Genomic DNA, 314 nt, shown 5'->3' on the forward strand with positions numbered 1-314 from the left:
ACCATGCCCGCCTTCAGCACCGTTCATACCCTGATGGCCCGTCACGGCCTGCTGCCGGGCACTTCACCGGGCATTCCCGCCACGGGACGGTTCGAACATGACGCGCCCAACCGGCTCTGGCAGATGGATTTTAAGGGCCACTTTCCCTTTGGCGGTGGCCGCTGCCATCCGCTCACTTTGCTGGACGACCACTCCCGTTTTTCCCTGTGCCTGGTGCACTGTAACGATGAACGTCGTGAGACCGTGCAGCAGCAGCTGGTCAGCGTGTTTGAACGCTACGGCCTGCCGGACAGGATGACGATGGATAACGGCTC

The 314-nt window shown here is 61.8% G+C and carries 1 protein-coding gene; it reads left to right on the forward strand.

All coding sequences use genetic code 11. The features are described 5' to 3' along the window. On the forward strand, positions 1-314 hold a 314-nt coding region (locus tag GM298_RS23245; RefSeq protein WP_266155415.1), incomplete at both ends, for a DDE-type integrase/transposase/recombinase.

It is taken from the genome of Enterobacter sp. HSTU-ASh6, assembly GCF_026319105.1.
GTDB classification, from domain to species: domain Bacteria; phylum Pseudomonadota; class Gammaproteobacteria; order Enterobacterales; family Enterobacteriaceae; genus Enterobacter; species Enterobacter sichuanensis.